Source organism: Candidatus Symbiopectobacterium endolongispinus, from assembly GCF_018777385.1.
GTDB lineage: Bacteria > Pseudomonadota > Gammaproteobacteria > Enterobacterales > Enterobacteriaceae > Symbiopectobacterium > Symbiopectobacterium endolongispinus.
The window spans coordinates 688,702-705,405 of the sequence record NZ_JAFJYB010000001.1; the positions used below are offsets into that span (position 1 = coordinate 688,702).

General features: G+C 53.8%; 11 protein-coding genes and 5 pseudogenes. 5 read left to right on the forward strand and 11 right to left on the reverse strand.

The genetic code is table 11. From position 1 onward, the window contains the following. The first annotated feature begins 73 nt into the window (after nt 1–73). Nucleotides 74–1,125: pseudogene (sohB, locus tag JZM30_RS03515) on the forward strand (protease SohB). Between the two features lie 41 nt (nt 1,126–1,166). Here the strand turns inward: sohB and JZM30_RS03520 are convergent. Beyond that, a pseudogene (locus tag JZM30_RS03520) lies at nt 1,167–1,286 on the reverse strand (DUF2498 family protein); the annotation flags it as partial. A 585-nt stretch (nt 1,287–1,871) separates the two neighbouring features. Between JZM30_RS03520 and topA the strand changes: the two are divergent. From topA to JZM30_RS03540, 4 genes are all read left to right on the forward strand, one after another. Continuing rightward, nucleotides 1,872–4,463: a type I DNA topoisomerase gene (topA, locus tag JZM30_RS03525; RefSeq protein WP_252317581.1), complete on the forward strand. Its 2,592-nt coding sequence runs from the start codon at nt 1,872–1,874 to the stop codon at nt 4,461–4,463. Between the two features lie 319 nt (nt 4,464–4,782). Beyond that, on the forward strand, nt 4,783–5,757 hold the full coding sequence (gene cysB / locus JZM30_RS03530; protein ID WP_252317582.1) for an HTH-type transcriptional regulator CysB: 975 nt from the start codon (nt 4,783–4,785) through the stop codon (nt 5,755–5,757). A gap of 30 nt (nt 5,758–5,787) precedes the next feature. After that, a complete protein-coding gene (locus JZM30_RS03535; protein WP_252317583.1) occupies nt 5,788–6,252 on the forward strand; it encodes an alpha/beta hydrolase family protein in 465 nt (154 codons plus the stop codon). A 21-nt stretch (nt 6,253–6,273) separates the two neighbouring features. Next, the gene (locus JZM30_RS03540) at nt 6,274–6,669 is read left to right on the forward strand and encodes a hypothetical protein (protein ID WP_252317584.1); all 396 of its coding nucleotides are present in this window, start codon (nt 6,274–6,276) and stop codon (nt 6,667–6,669) included. Nucleotides 6,670–6,808: 139 nt separating this feature from the next. On the opposite strand, the gene nth is transcribed toward JZM30_RS03540, so the two are convergent. The 10 genes and pseudogenes from nth to JZM30_RS03590 form a co-directional block, all read right to left on the reverse strand. After that, entirely contained in the window at nt 6,809–7,444 is a 636-nt protein-coding gene (gene nth / locus JZM30_RS03545) for an endonuclease III (protein WP_252317585.1), read from the reverse strand. Nucleotides 7,445–7,460: 16 nt separating this feature from the next. Then, nucleotides 7,461–8,165, reverse strand: coding sequence for an electron transport complex subunit E (locus JZM30_RS03550; RefSeq protein ID WP_252317586.1), 705 nt, complete (start codon nt 8,163–8,165; stop codon nt 7,461–7,463). Nucleotide 8,166: 1 nt separating this feature from the next. Further along, the gene (gene rsxG / locus JZM30_RS03555; protein WP_252317587.1) at nt 8,167–8,793 is read right to left on the reverse strand and encodes an electron transport complex subunit RsxG; all 627 of its coding nucleotides are present in this window, start codon (nt 8,791–8,793) and stop codon (nt 8,167–8,169) included. A 9-nt stretch (nt 8,794–8,802) separates the two neighbouring features. Next, nucleotides 8,803–9,858 carry an electron transport complex subunit RsxD gene (rsxD, locus tag JZM30_RS03560; protein WP_252317588.1) on the reverse strand — a complete coding sequence of 352 codons (1,056 nt, stop codon included), beginning with the start codon at nt 9,856–9,858 and terminating at the stop codon, nt 8,803–8,805. Further along, a complete protein-coding gene (gene rsxC / locus JZM30_RS03565; RefSeq protein ID WP_252317589.1) occupies nt 9,859–11,766 on the reverse strand; it encodes an electron transport complex subunit RsxC in 1,908 nt (635 codons plus the stop codon). Further along, nucleotides 11,759–12,337: an electron transport complex subunit RsxB gene (rsxB, locus tag JZM30_RS03570; RefSeq protein WP_252317590.1), complete on the reverse strand. Its 579-nt coding sequence runs from the start codon at nt 12,335–12,337 to the stop codon at nt 11,759–11,761. The genes rsxC and rsxB overlap by 8 nt, the downstream gene beginning before the upstream one ends. Continuing rightward, a pseudogene (gene rsxA, locus JZM30_RS03575) lies at nt 12,337–12,918 on the reverse strand (electron transport complex subunit RsxA). Before rsxA ends, rsxB begins: the two are co-directional and overlap by 1 nt. A 199-nt stretch (nt 12,919–13,117) precedes the next feature. Continuing rightward, nucleotides 13,118–13,334 (reverse strand): annotated as a pseudogene (gene ydgT, locus JZM30_RS03580) (transcription modulator YdgT). Nucleotides 13,335–13,461: 127 nt separating this feature from the next. After that, a pseudogene (araA, locus tag JZM30_RS03585) lies at nt 13,462–14,931 on the reverse strand (L-arabinose isomerase). Nucleotides 14,932–15,015: 84 nt separating this feature from the next. Then, nucleotides 15,016–16,701, reverse strand: coding sequence for a ribulokinase (locus JZM30_RS03590; RefSeq protein ID WP_252317591.1), 1,686 nt, complete (start codon nt 16,699–16,701; stop codon nt 15,016–15,018). Between the last annotated feature and the right edge of the window lie 3 nt (nt 16,702–16,704).

The window sequence follows — 16,704 nt, forward strand, 5'->3', positions numbered from 1 at the left end:
TGTGTCGCAGGCAACTGCGCAGGTAAACATCGGCGGCGTCATGATATGACTCAGTAAACGAGGGACGGTATTTGTGGAATTGCTTTCTCAGTACGGCTTATTTCTGGCAAAAGTAGTCACGATAGTGCTGGCCATTGGCGCACTGGCCGTGTTGACCTTTGGTGTCACGCAGCGAAAACGCCCGCGCAAAGGGGAGTTGCAGGTGATGAACCTGGGCGAACAGTATCGCGAAATGCAAAATGAAATGCGTGACACCTGCATGAGTGATGCGGAACGCAAACTGGACTGGTTGCGAAGCGGAAGAAAAAAGAGGACAAAGCTGCCGCTAAAGAAGAGAAAATGCGTGCCAAACGCGGCGATGAGAAAGTGGTGAAACCACGTCTTTATGTATTGGATTTTAACGGCAGCATGGACGCAGGTGAAGTCTCTGCGCTGCGTGAAGAAGTCTCGGCGGTGCTGGCGGTGGCTACGCCGCAGGATGAAGTGCTGTTACGTCTGGAAAGCCCCGGCGGCGTGGTGCACGGTTATGGGTTGGCCACTTCTCAGTTGCAGCGCCTGCGCGATGGCGGCATTCGCTTGACCGTTGCGGTGGACAAGGTTGCTGCCAGCGGTGGATACATGATGGCGTGTGTGGCCGATCGTATTGTCGCGGCTCCGTTTGCCATCATCGGTTCTATTGGGGTAGTGGCTCAGATCCCCAACTTCAATCGGTTGCTGAAAAACAATGATATCGATGTTGAATTGCATACTGCCGGTGAATATAAGCGCACCATGACGCTGTTTGGTGAGAATACGGAGCAGGGGCGTGAAAAATTCCGTGAAGAGCTGAACGTGACTCACGGTCTGTTTAAGCAGTTTGTCAAAGAGATGCGACCCACGCTGGATATCGATAAAACCGCTACGGGCGAACATTGGTTTGGCACGCAGGCGCAAACGTTAGGGCTGGTCGATGCAATAGGCACCAGCGACGATTTACTGATTCAGGAAATAACCACGCATGAGGTGTTGAGTGTGCGCTATACGCGTCGCAAGCGCCTGCTGGATAAAATCATGGGGAACGCGGGTGACTCCGCTGAGCGTCTGCTGCTGCGTTGGTGGCAGCGGGGCAGCCATCCGTTCGTTTGATACGTTTAACCCTGTGCGCGGTGCGTACAGGGTCATCCAGCTTAGTCGATCAGTTGATACTTCTCTGACAATTCATGCGCCAAGTGCTTGAGCATGTTAAATACCGCCGTGGTTTTTAATGTCGGCAGGCCGTTGTCATCCAGGAAATAATCCCCTTTCCAAGAGCGTCTGGCGGTCGATCGTGGTTCTCTCTGTGGCGCTGTTATCTGTGGTCATAGTCACGTTGTCTGACATAGTGTTACTCCTGCTGAAACTCATAGCACTATTCTAACGCCACCCCAACGGCATCCGCTTGTGCTTTTTTGCGCTTTTTTAATGAACCTTTGAAAACAGGTTGATAAGACGACGTAATTTTTCTGAAGACTACGCCGCTGTCAGCCGATAACGATGAGCAGTAGAGGTTGGCGAAAACCGCGTTCCCATGCTAATTAGGTTGCGTGGCGGCATTTATCAGGTAGAGTGTGGGACTTTGTATCGTTAAGCGGAAAAAATTCTTTACGGTGTTGCAGCAGCATAAGCGGCACCGCTGGCAGTTAACCGTCATTACAGCAAAAAAACGTGGGTGGTCATGTGGTTATGGAATGGTTTATTGACCGTTGCGTACTCTTGAATCTCCACGTAGTGAAGCTGGAAGTACGCGAACAGGCGTAGCGGTAGAGAATAAATGACGTATATGCCCCTTGAAAAAGGGACCAGACGCCCTCAACAACACGTTAATATGAAGCATTCGGTAGGTAACAATACATATGGGTAAAGCTCTCGTCATAGTTGAGTCCCCGGCCAAAGCCAAAACAATCAACAAATATCTGGGCAATGACTACGTGGTGAAATCGAGCGTCGGTCATGTGCGTGATTTGCCGACCAGCGGTTCTGCGGCGGCGAAGAAGAGCGCTGAGCCTGGCAAAGCGAAAAAAGCCGGCAAAAAAGATGAGCGCACCGCGCTGGTCAATCGTATGGGGGTCGATCCGTACCACGGCTGGCAGGCCGATTACGAAATACTGCCCGGCAAAGAGAAAGTGGTCTCTGAACTGAAAACGCTGGCGGCCAATGCCGACCACGTCTATCTCGCAACCGACCTTGACCGCGAAGGGGAAGCCATTGCCTGGCACCTGCGGGAAATCATTGGGGGCGATGAAGGCCGTTTCAGCCGCGTGGTGTTTAACGAAATCACTAAGAACGCGATCACGCAGGCGTTTGAAAAAACAGATAAATTAAATATCGACAGGGTCAATGCGCAGCAAGCGCGGCGTTTTATGGACCGTGTCGTGGGCTACATGGTTTCTCCGCTGTTGTGGAAAAAAATCGCCCGTGGGCTTTCTGCTGGTCGCGTGCAGTCCGTTGCGGTACGTCTGGTGGTAGAGCGCGAACGCGAAATCAAGGCCTTTATCCCGGAAGAATACTGGGAACTGCATGCGGATTTGTTGTCATTGAGTGCCGCATTGCAAATGCAGGTGACGCACTTTGATGGCAAGCTGTTCAAGCCGGTTAATAAAGCGCAAACAGCGGCGGCGGTCAGCGTGCTGGAGACTGCTCGTTATGTGGTCGCGGAGCGCGAGGACAAGCCCACCGGCAGCAAACCGGGGGCACCTTTCATCACCTCCACGCTGCAACAGGCGGCAAGTACCCGCTTGGGGTTTGGCGTTAAAAAAACCATGATGATGGCGCAGCGCTTGTACGAAGCGGGCTACATCACCTACATGCGTACTGATTCCACCAACCTGAGTCAGGATGCGCTGACCATGGCGCGCGATTATATTGCGTCCAGCTTTGATAACGCTTATCTGCCGGAGAGCGCGAATCTCTACAGCAGTAAAGAAAACTCTCAGGAAGCGCATGAAGCGATTCGTCCCTCAGATGTTGCCGTTCTGGCGGATGCGTTGAAGGATATGGAAGCTGATGCGCAGAAACTCTACCAGTTGATCTGGCGTCAATTCGTGGCCTGCCAAATGACACCGGCCAAATATGACTCTACAACACTGTTGGTGAACGCGGAAGGCTATCAATTACGCGCCAAAGGACGCACCCTGCGTTTTGATGGCTGGACCAAAGTAATGCCGGCGCTGCGTAAAGATGATGAAGACCGTACGCTGCCGACCGTTGAGGTAGGGGAAGTGATGTCCCTGGATAAACTGCTGCCGAGCCAGCATTTTACCAAACCACCTGCCCGCTACAGCGATGCCTCGCTGGTAAAAGAGTTGGAAAAACGCGGTATTGGTCGTCCATCCACTTACGCCTCTATCATTTCAACCATTCAGGATCGTGGCTATGTGCGGGTGGAAAACCGCCGTTTCTACGCGGAAAAAATGGGTGAAATTGTCACTGACCGTCTGGAAGAAAACTTCCGCGAGTTGATGAACTACGATTTTACTGCGCGCATGGAAAGTAGTCTCGATCAGGTCGCCAACAATCAGGCGGAGTGGAAAGGGGTGCTGGATGAGTTTTTTGCCGAATTCAGCCAGCAGTTGGAAAAAGCGGAAATGGAGCCGGAAGCGGGAGGAATGCGCCCCAATGCCATGGTGCTGACCACCATCGATTGCCCCACCTGTGGACGCAAGATGGGGATCCGTACCGCCAGCACCGGCGTGTTCCTCGGCTGTTCCGGCTATGCATTGACGCCAAAAGAGCGCTGCAAGACCACCATTAACCTGATCCCTGAAGCCGAAGTGTTAAACGTGTTGGAAGGTGATGAGGCTGAAACCAATGCGCTGCGTGCTCGCCGTCGTTGCGGCAAGTGCGGTACGGCGATGGACAGCTACCTGATCGATAACCAGCGCAAGCTGCACGTGTGCGGTAATAACCCGGCATGTGACGGCTATGAGATCGAAAACGGTGAGTTTCGTATCAAGGGGTACGACGGTCCGGTAGTGGAGTGCGACAAATGTGGTTCCGATATGCACCTGAAAATGGGGCGTTTTGGCAAGTACATGGCCTGCACTAACGAAACCTGTACCAATACCCGCAAGATTTTGCGCAATGGTGAAGTTGCACCGCCGAAGGAATATCCGGTTCCCTTACCCGAACTGCCGTGCGAAAAATCCGATTCCTATTTCGTGCTGCGTGACGGTGCGGCAGGAGTATTCCTGGCTGCTAATACCTTCCCTAAATCGCGTGAAACCCGTGCGCCGTTAGTGGAAGAGTTGGTGCGATTCCGCGATCGCCTGCCGGAAAAACTGCGCTATCTGGCTGATGCGCCGGTGGAAGATACCGAAGGCAACAAAGCGGTGGTACGCTTTAGTCGTAAAACCAAGCAGCAATACGTTGCTTCGGAGAAAAACGGTAAGGCGACAGGGTGGTCTGCATTCTATGTAGACGGTAAGTGGACCTCTGAGAAAAAATAATTCTCTGCCAGATCAAAAAAGCCAGCCTTTTGGGCTGGCTTTTTTGATCTGGGTAGGAAGATAGCGATCTAGGTGAGAGGATCGTGCCGCCGTGCGCTAGAATGAACGCCCTCACTCAGCTCACGTTGAGGGCACTATTTTTATCAATGCAAAGATAATAGTTATATAAAATATTTTTTATGATTAAATGACCTTAATATGATGAAATAACCGCCTGCTTTTCATTGCATTGCAAATGTTGCAGCGTCATGAAAAAGTAAAGCAACGGTAGATAATTTATTCGTGCCTGATGCACATGCTCAATAACATGGGATGACATATGAAATTGCAACAGCTTCGTTATATCGTTGAAGTTGTTAATCATAACCTGAATGTTTCCTCAACGGCTGAGGGGCTGTACACCTCGCAGCCGGGGATCAGTAAACAGGTGAGAATGCTGGAAGATGAGCTGGGAATTCAAATTTTTGCGCGTAGCGGTAAACACCTGACTCAGGTAACGCCCGCAGGTCAGGAAGTGGTGCGTATTGCCCGGGAAGTGCTCTCCAAGGTAGATGCTATCAAGGCCGTAGCAGGAGAACACACCTATCCTGATAAAGGTTCGCTCTATGTGGCCACCACGCATACGCAGGCGCGCTATGCACTGCCGGATGTCATGAAAGGTTTTATTGAACGTTATCCTCGCGTTTCACTGCACATGCATCAGGGATCGCCAACGCAGATAGCCGAAGCGGTTGCGAAAGGGACGGCAGATTTTGCCATCGCCACTGAGGCGCTGCATCTGTATGACGATTTGATCATGCTGCCGTGTTACCACTGGAATTGCGTGGTGGTGGTGAAATCCGACCATCCGCTGGCAACGAAGAAAGATATCACCATTGAAGAGCTGGCAGCGTATCCGATTGTTACCTACACCTTCGGTTTTACCGGCCGTTCGGCGCTGGGTACCGCATTTAACCGTGCAGGGTTGACGCCGCGCATTGTGTTCACTGCCACGGATGCTGATGTGATCAAAACATACGTGCGTCTGGGGTTGGGTGTGGGTGTTATCGCCAACATGGCCGTCGATCCGCGCACGGAGACGGATCTTGTGACCATTAACGCGAACAGCATTTTTAGCTACAGCACCACCAAGATCGGGTTCCGGCGCAGTACCTTCCTGCGCAGCTACATGTATGATTTTATTCAGCGCCTTGCGCCGCACCTCACGCGTGATGTGGTGGATTCTGCCATTACTTTGCGATCAAATGAGGAAATTGAAGCTATGTTTAAGGATATAACGCTGCCAGTGAAATAGCGTCGATTATTCATCAAAGAGGTGCATGACATGATCAAGCTTGTACTATCAGTAGTGGCCTGTGCGCTAATAGTGATATCAGGCATCGTGCTGCATGGCCTCTATGCTTTTGAACTCCCTGAACGTGCCCAGCAGACTTTATCGTTTTCGCTGGGCGATGCCCGTCTTGAAGGCACGCTGTTACTGCCTGATAACAAACACAACCCGCCCGTGGTGTTGCTAGTGCACGGCGACGGTGCCCAGGACCGCTGGTCTGACGGCGGCTACCTTCCGCTGGTAAATGCACTTGTTGCCCAGGGGATTGGCGTATTTTCCTGGGATAAGCCCGGCGTAGCGGCCAGCACCGGTGATTGGTTGGCACAAACCCTACGCGATCGTGCGGATGAAGCGGTTGCCGCACTGCATGCGTTACGTGCACGGCCAGAATTGAAAGAGAGTCGTCTGGGATTTCTCGGTTTTTCTCAAGCGGGGTGGGCGGTACCTAATGCCAGTTAGCGTTCAACGGCAGATTTTATCGTGTTGATTGGCCCTGTAATAAACTGGCGCGAGCAAGGCTTCTACTATATGCAGCAACGTTTAGCCGTAGAAGGGGCAGAGCCGTCGGAGATTACCGCCGCCATCGCGAGAGAACGTGTAGCCTATTCACAACGCTTTACGCCCCAAACGGTGATGCAACCTTGCTCGTCACGTTGCACTCGAGACGATTTTGAGCGACGTAATGCGTTGTCGGATGCACGTCAGGACATTGCCGCACAGCACGTGCCGGTGATGGTTCTGATGGGGGCTCAGGATCTCAATGTTTCCTCGAAGGAAACATTAACGGTGTGGTCGGTTACTGCCGGTGGCAACTTCACGCTGCTTACGCGAAGTCAAAGATGCCACCCACGGGGTACTGCGCGCCAAATGGTTTAATTATCAACTGAACGACCAATGGCCGCGCTGGACGCAGTGGGGATTTTTAGCCGCAGGACAGTCTGCTTACGCGCCCGGTGCCCTGGACGCGATATCAGAATGAATCTTGACAAGACGTTGCTGAATGCGCTGAGTAGCCTCAGGCGTATACCTTGTCACCGAACTCGCACAAATCTTCAATCAGGCAGGAACCGCAGCGCGGTTTGCGGGCGATGCAGGTGTAACGTCCGTGCAGAATCAGCCAGTGGTGGCAGTCGATTTTGAATTCTGCTGGCACTACCTTCAATAGATTTTCTTCTACTGCATCCACGTTTTTTCCCGGCGCGAATCCGGTACGGTTGCACACGCGGAAAATATGCGTGTCAACGGCGATGGTGGGCCAACCAAAGGCGGTGTTTAACACCACGTTGGCGGTTTTACGACCGACACCGGGCAGTGCTTCCAGCGCTTCGCGATTTTCCGGCACTTGACCCTGATGCTTGTCTAACAGAATACGGCAGGTCTTGATGATATTTTCAGCCTTGCTGTTAAACAGGCCAATGGTGCGGATATAAGCTTTTACACCGCCAGCCCCAAGTGCCAACAAGGCTTCTGGTGTGTTGGCGACCGGATAGAGTTTTGCTGTGGCTTTATTCACGCTGACATCTGTGGCCTGTGCTGAAAGCAGTACGGCTATCAACAGCTCGAACGGTGTATCAAAGTGTAACTCTGTGGTCGGATGTGGATTCGTATCGCGCAGACGACGCAAGATTTCGCAGCGTTTTTCCTTGTTCATCGTCTTATCCTTGTGCTTATGGTGCCGTTCCGGTCAGCGTGTCAACTGCTGTAACGTTCTGTTTTGCCTCGCTGACGGCGCGGCGGCGTTTCATTTTTTCGTCAATCAGGTATTTGGCGGCAAGCAACAGCGCCAAACCGATAAACGCACCAGGCGGCAGCATCGCCAGCAAGAACGGGGTATCAACGTGGATCACTTCGATGTGCAGCGCTTTGGCCCAATTGCCGAGCAACAAGTCTGCACCGTCAAGCAGCGTGCCATTACCCAGTAATTCACGCAGGGAACCCGACACGAACATGGTACAGGTCGCTCCCATGCCCATGGCGAAACCATCCAGTGCCGAAAGCGCGACGGGGTTTTGCGCGGCATAGACTTCCGCTCGTCCGATCACCAAACAGTTAGTGACGATCAGTGGAATAAAAATGCTCAGCGACTGGTATAAGCCGTAGGCATAGGCGTTAATCAGCATTTCCACCGAGCTGACCACGGCTGCGATAATCATCACATAAATAGGAATGCGGATTTCAGACGGGACCCACCGGCGCATGGCGGAAATCGCTGCATTGGCGCAGGTCAGTACCAGTGTGGTGGCTAACCCTAAGCCCAAGGCGTTGGTAGCGGTGGAGGTGACGGCCAGCAGTGGGCACATGCCTAACAGTTGCACCAGCGCTGAGTTGTTTTTCCAAAGCCCCTGGGCCAGAAGGTGTTTCACTTCACTCATGTTACTCTTCTCCACAATTCTGCAATGTCGTCAGGCGCGCCGGGAGGGGCTGCATAAAAAGCGCAGTCCGTTTGCTGGCGTTTACCACGGCACGGGGCGTGATGGTGGCACCGGTGAACTGATCGTATTCGCCGCCATCCTTTTTGACGGCCCACTGGCGATCGTCGGCACTTTGCACGGTACGTCCGGTAAAGCGGGTTATCCAGTCAGATACCCGCGGATCAATTTTGTCGCCCAGTCCTGGCGTTTCATGGTGCTCAGTCACCCGAACCCCGAGTACCTTACCATGGAAATCCGCCCCTATCAGCAGATGAATGGCACCGGAATAACCGTCTGGTGCGCTCGATTCAATGGCTGCCGCCACCGGGGTATCACCTTTGCGTGCAAGGTAGAGATGTCGCGCGGATGTCGTGCCCAGCGCCTCATCGGTGACAAGGTAACATTCTTGCAGAATATTGTTGTCGTAAATATCCGGCGGAATCACCTGATCCAGCAACGCTTTTTGTTGCAACTGCGCTTGATGGGCAATAGTAGGTTTGGTCAGGGTATTGACCACCGCTGTCAAGCCGGTGGTCAAGGCGGCAAACAGTGCCAGCGTGGTCGCGTGACGTCGCATCGTACTGATCATGCTATTTCCTTATCGACGATGGCCGTAGGCGCGTGGTTGGGTAAAGTAATCGATGAGCGGAACGGTAATATTCGCCAGTAATACAGCAAACGCGATGCCATCCGGGTATCCACCGTAGGTACGGATCAACCATACCAGCAGCCCAATCAGCGCGCCAAACAACAAGCGCCCTTTATTGGTGGTGGAGGCCGTCACGGGATCGGTGGCGATGAAAAAAGCACCGAGCATGGTGGCACCAGAGAACAGATGCAGCAGTGGAGGTGCGGCTTTTTCCGGCATCAATACCCAGCCGAGCGCGGCGCACAGCAGCAAAGAGAGCAGCATGCTGACGGGAATATGCCAGCGAATGTAGCGGGTCAATAATAAAAGAATGCCACCGGAAAGGTACGCAAGATTGACCCATTGCCAGCCCACTCCCGCCAGACTCTCCGCAAAGATTGGGTGTTGTAATACTTGTGCCGGTGTTTCCCCGGCACGCAGACCGGTTTTGAAGCCATCTAACGGCGTGGCCTGGGTAATGCCATCAATGTTCTGCATTAGTCCCTGAATGTGTAAACCAGCATCGGTTTGTCCGGTAAAAATCACATGCAGTGCATCAACGAAGGTGACCGGTGCCACCTGTAGCGCGCTGGGCGGTAGCCAACTGGTCATCTGGACCGGGAAGGAGATTAACAGAACTATGTAGCCGACCATAGCCGGATTAAACGGATTGTTTCCTAATCCGCCATACAGTTGTTTGGCGATCACAATAGCGAAAAATGTGGCAAGCACCACCATCCACCAGGGTGCTAACGGGGGCAAGCTGACACCGAGCAGAATGGCGGTTAAAAGCGCTGATTGATCCGCCAGCGTGGTACGTACTGCAAATGTCCTCAGTGACAATGTCACCGCTTCCGCCGTAAGCGCTGTGGCCGAGGCGAGGGCGATTTGTATCAAGGTGCCGACGCCAAAAAACAGGGTCTGGGTAAAGATACCGGGCACACAGGCGAGTATTACCCACAGCATGATGCGCTGTGTGCGCTGATGGTTATGGGTAAAAGGCGAACTTGCGATCTTGAAAGCCATCTATTCCTCGTGGGTGTGGATTAACGCCTGTTCGGCTTTACGTGCTTTAACGCGGGCAATGGCAGCAGCAACGGCGGCTTTGCGTGGGTCGCTCAGATCGGGCACAGGTTCCGCTTCGGGTGCTGGCGTGGCGACAGTCGCTGGGGGAATAGCCTCAGGCGCTTGCTGCGCTGCCTTTTTAGCTTTAACCCGAGCAATAGTCGCAGCCACCGCAGCCTGTCTTGGATCCTCTGGCACAGCGGAAACCGGTTGGGCTTGTTCGGTATCGGCCTGCATCCGTTGCTTCTCGCGCGCCTGAGCTTTTCGCGCTTCGCTCGTAGCGATGGCCGCGCTGTTATCCGGCGCTTGGTCAGGATTTATCGCAATGGCAGCAAGCGGTTCAGCAAGCGCATTTTTGCTACGCACGCGCTCCAGCGCAGTCTGAACGGCCTGTTTATCCGCCGTAGACACGGTGGCAGCCGCTTGCTGATGACGCCGTTCACGCGCCGCTTTTTCTCGCTCTAGACGCAACTGTTTCGCATCAAAACGCGCTTTCGCCTGCTGCGCCCGCGATGCCTCAAGATCGATAGCGCGGATTTCAGCCTTTTCCTGACGGTAGTATTGCACCAACGGAATATTGCTTGGGCAGACATAGGCACAGGCACCGCATTCAATACAGTCAAACAAATGGTGCGCGCGCGCCTTTTCATGCTCCTGCCCGCGGCTGAACCAGTAAAGCTGCTGTGGCAACAGTCCTGCCGGGCAGGCGTCGGCGCACTTACTGCACCGAATGCAGGATTGCTCTTGCTCTGGAGCCTGCATTTCGTTCACTGACGGCGCAAGAATACAGTTGCTGATTTTGACAATAGGAACGTCAAGCGCAGGCAGGGTGAAGCCCATCAGCGGTCCACCCATGATTACCATCGGGGTTTTGTTTTCGGCATGAAACCCGGCCTGTTTAAGCAAGTGGCGCACTGGCGTGCCGAGGCGAGCCCAGACATTGCCCGGTTGGCGCAGCGCTTCCCCGGTCAGGGTAACCACCCGCTCCGTCAAGGCTTCGCCGTCGATCACAGCGCGTTTAATGGCATACGCGGTACCGACGTTTTGCATCAATACGCCGATTGAGGCGGAGTGTTTGCCAAAAGGCACTTCTTTGCCAGTCAAAATCTTGGTGGGCTGCTTGGCACCGCCGGAGGGGTATTTGGTGGGAATGACCCGCAACCGAATGTCTGCGCGATCGGCCAGTGCGTGGCGCAGCGCCTGAATAGCCTCTGGTTTGTTGTCTTCAATGCCAATTAAGGTACGTTCGGGTGAAAGCAAATGCATCAGGATCTCAATCCCTTGCACAATTTCACGGGCATACTCTTGCATCAATCGGTCGTCGGCGGTGATGTAAGGTTCACATTCGGTGGCGTTGATGATCAACGTTGCGATACCGCGTAGCCCACCCTTGAGTTTGGCCGAGGTCGGGAAGCCTGCGCCGCCCAGGCCAGCGATGCCAGCCTGATGTAAATGTGCGAGCAGGGTATCTATCGAATGCTGCTGGTAATCAGGCAAGCACTGGCGATCGCACCAGCGATCTTCACCATCCGGAATAATAATGATGATGCTTAACTCGGGCAAGGCCGAAGGATGTGCCGTGATGTGCGAACGGATAGCGTTGACCGTGCCGGAGGTAGGGGCGTGTACCGGCAGCATACGTCCTGTACCGCGCGTCAGGGGTTGACCGCGCAGTACCCGATCGCCAACGTTCACGCAAAGTTCGCCTTCCGGCCCGAGGTGCTGTTTCAGCGGAATAATAAACTGTTCCGGCAGCGGGATGTGACGCATCGGTACGCGGCTGGACTGGGTTTTCATCTCCGGTGGATGAATGCCACCGTCGAAATCCCAAATTCTCTCTTTACGAAACAGATTTAACAGCTTAAGCATGATGTTCTACTTGGATAAGGCGAACCGGAATGGTCTCGAGATCCCATTTCCAGTTGGACGTCGTGGTGGCTACCGGGCGCAGTTCGATGCAATCTGTAGGGCAAGGGGCGACACACAGGTCACAACCGGTACAGAGATCGCTCACCACGGTGTGCACGGCGCGGGTGGTGCCAATAATGGCATCAACCGGGCAGGCCTGAATACATTTGGTGCAGCCGATGCAGTTGCTTTCGTCGATCCAAGCGACTTTGAGTGCTGGTTGCAGATCCGCTGTGTCACCATCGAGCGGCTGCGGGTCAACATTGAGTTTCTCGGCCAGCTTCAGCATCATTGCCTCGCCGCCGGGACCGCATTTGTTGATGTGCTCACCGTGCAACGCTACGGCTTCAGCATAAGGACGGCAGCCTGGATAGCCGCATTGACCACATTGGCTTTGCGGCAGCATCGCTTCGACCTGTTCGACGATGGGGTCAGCATCAACGTGAAAACGGCGCGAGGCAAAACCAAGAATCAAACCGGAAACCAGCGCGAGCACACTCACCGCTGCAATCGCAATCCAAATGGCATTCATTAGAATTTCACCAACCCGGTAAAGCCCATAAACGCGAGCGACATCAACCCAGCGGTGACCAATGTAATCGATGAGCCCTTGAACGGCGCGGGTACATCCGACACGGCAATGCGTTCACGAATGGCGGCGAACAACACCATAACCAGTGAGAAACCAGCAGCGGCGCTGAAGCCATAAACCGTTTATTGCAGGAAGTTGTGTGACAGGTTGACGTTGAGCAACGCAACGCCCAGCACGGCGCAGTTGGTGGTGATCAGCGGCAGGAAAATTCCTAGCAGGCGATAGAGTTCCGGGCTGGTTTTGCACACGGCCATTTCGGTGAACTGCACCACGACCGCCAAAATCAAAATAAAGGCCATGGTACGCAGGTAGACGATGCCCAACGGCAGTAGCACATACTCGTTGACTAGCCAGGAAAACATCGAGCCGAGCGTCATGACGAAGGTTGTTGCCAACCCCATGCCAATGGCGGTTTCCAATTTCTTGGACACGCCCATAAAGGGGCAAAGCCCGAGAAATTTCACCAGAACAAAATTGTTCACCAGCAGCGTGCTGACGAAAAGAAGTAGGTAGTCGCTCATTACCATGCCTATAAAACAAAACCGGACTATTATCCGGCATTGTAAGGCTTTCGACAACACACCCAAAATAGGGATATTCACCAAAAGCGGATATTTACCCCGCAGTTGGCAGGGCAAACCGTTACAGTGAAAGCCTTTTGGGCAAGGAACGCAAGGCAAGAACCAACAGGCCGTATAGAAAACGACCCGTTGTCAGGGGTTAAAGCACGAAACGCCAGACGGATTTTGGAATGCAACCGAGGTCGTACAGTTTTCCTCCCGTAGACAACTCGGCACGGCGGTGGTCGGCAGCGCGCGACATATTGATAATCTCCTTATTTATCCGTCAGCGAATAATTTGAATGGTCGTAGAGTTTTTCCAGGCTGTCCAGAGTGTTCACTTTGCGAAACTTGAGTAAGTATTCAGCAGTGGTCATGATTTTGTTTAATAATTATGTGGGTAGGGCATTTCAGTATATGCCAGAGAAAACAGGTGTCTAGCGCAATAGGAATTATGAATGAGAGATGGAACCCGATCTTGGCAATCGGGTTCCTTGCTATCGCTTAGCGTGAAGTGAGTTTGTAGTACATATCATTCCAGCGCAGAGCGTCTTTGAATGCCGGAATGCGGGTTTCGTTATCAATCACCAGCAGTTCGATATGATTCATTTCTGCATAGAGGCGCAGGTAATCCAGGTCTAACGCCTGACTGAATACCGTATGGTGCGCGCCGCCCGCCAGAATCCAGGCTTCGGCAGCCTCTTCCAGCGACGGTTGCGCCTGCCAGATAGCCCTGGCAACCGGCAGTTTGGGCAAGGGGTGTGGTTGCTCAATGGTATCCACCACGTTGACCAACATGCGGAAACGATCTCCCATGTCGATGACGCTGGCATTGAGCGCCTGGCCGGCCGGGTGGAGAAGATAAGCCGCGCAGGATCTGCTTTGCCACCGATGCCCAGGTGCTGCGCATCCAGTATCGGTTTAGCCTCTTTGGCGATGCTTGGGCACACTTCCAGCATATGGGAACCTACCACCAGATTGTTACCGGGGACGAAATGGTAGGTGTAATCTTCCATAAAAGAGGTGCCGCCCGGCAAGCCTTCTGCCATTACCTTCATGATGCGCAACAGCGCTGCGGTTTTCCAATCGCCTTCGCCGCCAAAGCCGTAGCCTTTTTGCATCAGGCGCTGCACGGACAGACCGGGCAATTGCTTAAGCCCGTAAAGGTTTTCAAAATCGGTGGTGAACGCGCGATAACCGCCTTTTTCCAGAAAACGGGTGAGTCCCAGTTCAATTTGCGCGGCGTCCAGCAGATTCTGACGGTTAGAGCCGTGGAGTTTGACTGCGTCGGTTAACTGGTAGCTGGCCTCATACTCATCGATCAGTGCATCGATATCCCCTTTGCTGATCGCATCCGCTTCACTGGCAAGATCGCCCAATCCCCAGGCGCTGACGGAATAACCGAACTGGATCTGTGCCCCTACCTTATCCCCTTCGGTTACCGCCACTTCCCGCATGTTATCGCCAAAACGCGCCACTTTTAGTTGTTTGCTTTCTGCGATGGCGGCAGCGACGCGCATCAATTTGGCAATACGTTGGTGGGCGTTTTTTATCCTTCCAGTGGCCGACGGCGACCTGATTCGATTGGCGCATACGCGCGCCGATAAACCCGAACTCACGTCCACCGTGCGCTGTCTAGTTCAAATTCATGAAATCCATGTCCATGGTGCCCCACGGGATTTCTGCATTGAACTGGGTGTGGAACTGCATCAGTGGTTTGGTGAGTACGCTCAGCCCGGCAATCCACATTTTAGCCGGAGAGAAAGTGTGCAGCCACACCAGCAAACCGATACAGTTATCTTGATAGTTGGCGTCGCGACACAGCGCCAGAATTTCGTCCGGCGATTTGGCAACCGGTTTGAGCACCAGTTTTACCGGCAGTCTGGCATCCTGATTCAGCCCTTGTACCACTTTTTCAGCATTCTCTTTTACCTGACGTAAGGTTTCCGGACCGTAGAGATGTTGGCTGCCAATGACAAACCAGACTTCACGCTATTGTAAATTCCCCATGATAACTCCTGCTTGCACGTAGCTTCAAAAACGGAAAATAACCGGTGATCAGTTTGTCGCTTTACGCTGCGTAGCATACGCAGGCTCGGCGAGACGACACCACTGTTGATAACGTTCATACAGCGCCTGATAACGGGCCACGCGTGTGGGATCGAGCGTCAAGGTACGCTCGATTTGGCTGGCCATGTGGCGCTGAGCAGTCGGAATGTCGTGGTGTACCCCAGCGACCACGGCGCCAAAGATAGCCGCTCCCAGTGCGCAGCACTGATCGGACGCCACCACTTGCAATGGCCGATTCATCACATCGGTGCACACTTGCATGATGGTCGGGGATTTGCGAGCGATGCCGCCCAGCGCCAGCAGGTTTTCCACCGGCACCCCCTGTGATTCAAAGCATTCCATAATGGCGCGGGCACCAAAGGCGGTGGCGGCGATAAATCCGCCAAACAGCACCGGGGCATCCGTACCCAGGTTGAGATCGGTGATCACGCCTTTCAGTCGCTGATTGGCAAATGGAGTGCGTCGGCCGTTAAACCAGTCCAACACCACTGGCAGATGATCGAGTGAAGGATTTTCCGCCCAGCGTTGGGTCAGAGATTCCAATAGGCGGGCTTGCGTGTGCGCCAACTGCGGCTGAAGTTCGTGATGTTGTTGGACTGCGAGTTGCAACGACCAACCTAATAACCGGCCAAACCAGGCATACTTATCGCCAAACGCAGACTGTCCTGCTTCCAGTCCAACAAAACCGGGCACTACGCTGCCGTCGACTTGACCGCAGATCCCGGCAACCGGCGTGGTCCCTACACGATCCTCATCAGCGATCAGAATATCGCAGGTGGAGGTGCCGATAACTTTGACCAACGTATAGGGCTGTGCGCCCGCGCCCACGGCACCCATGTGGCAGTCAAACGCACCTCCCGCCAGTATGGTGTTGGTGGGAACCCATAATCGGGCAGCCCATTCGGGAGTGATGGTGCCAACCGGTAAATCGGCGGTCCAGGTGTCGGTGAACAGTGGGTACTGTAAATGGCTGGTCAGCAATGGATCGAGAGCGTGAAGAAAATCTTTTGGCGGAACGCCGCCCCAGTCTGGGTGCCACAGCGATTTATGCCCGGCGCTGCAACGTCCGCGTTTTATGTTGTTCTGCGCTTGAGTCCCCGAGAGTAGGGCCGGAACCCAGTCACACAGTTCAATCCAGGATACCGCCGCCTGATGTACGGCACTGTCGGCGCGCGAGACGTGCAAAATCTTGGCCCAGAACCATTCAGAGGAGTACACACCGCCGATGTATTTGGTGTAATCGGGGAACTGACCGCTACGACACAGCGTATTGATGGCTTCCGCTCCTTCGATAGCAGTGTGATCTTTCCACAGCACAAACATGGCGTTGTGGTTGTCGGCAAATTCCGGGCGTAACGCCAACACCTGGCCTTGTTCGTCTATCGGGGCCGGTGTTGAGCCAGTGGTATCGACGCCAATGGCGCGGATCTGCATACGCTGCTCGGCGGAGAGTCGCTGCACCACCACCTGCACAGCCTGTTGCAGTGCCTCTATATAGTCGAGTGGATGATGCTGGAATTGATTCTCCGCAGGCAGACAGTAGCGTCCTTCTCGCCAGCGTGGATAGTAGATCACCTCGGTTTCTAACTCCTGTCCAGATTGACAGTCAACGGCCAGTGCGCGCACTGAATCGCTGCCAAAATCCAGGCCGATTGCTATTGCACCCGCGTTCATCGT